Annotated in this window: 1 protein-coding gene; it reads right to left on the bottom strand. The window is 52.8% G+C overall.

All coding sequences use genetic code 11. The features are described from left to right. Nucleotides 1–254, bottom strand: a 254-nt coding sequence (locus tag Q1A69_RS20260; protein ID WP_299589778.1) for a phage tail tube protein, incomplete at both ends; no start/stop codon positions are given.

The following is a 254-nucleotide window of genomic DNA, read 5'->3' as shown; positions in this document are numbered from 1 at the left end:
AGCACAAAGTCTTTATCGGTGACCGTAGGTGGCTCGGTGCCATCACTCCAGCCCACCGCCCATTTCATATTGTCCACCGTGTCATCCTGGGACAGTTCATGCAGGCGTTTATGGACCGCATTTTTCGGATTAATTTTAAGACCCACCGACGCCTGCCCCGGTGTACGCAGGCCCCGTTTGAACTTTTTATCCAAGTCTTCCAGGGAAGTATCATCCAGCTGATCCGCCGGGTTACCGCCGGGGTTAAAAGAATT

It is taken from the genome of uncultured Microbulbifer sp., assembly GCF_947498635.1.
Taxonomy (GTDB): domain Bacteria; phylum Pseudomonadota; class Gammaproteobacteria; order Pseudomonadales; family Cellvibrionaceae; genus Microbulbifer; species Microbulbifer echini.
Note: the sequence above shows the minus strand (reverse complement) of the source record. Positions and strands in the feature narration are given on the sequence as shown.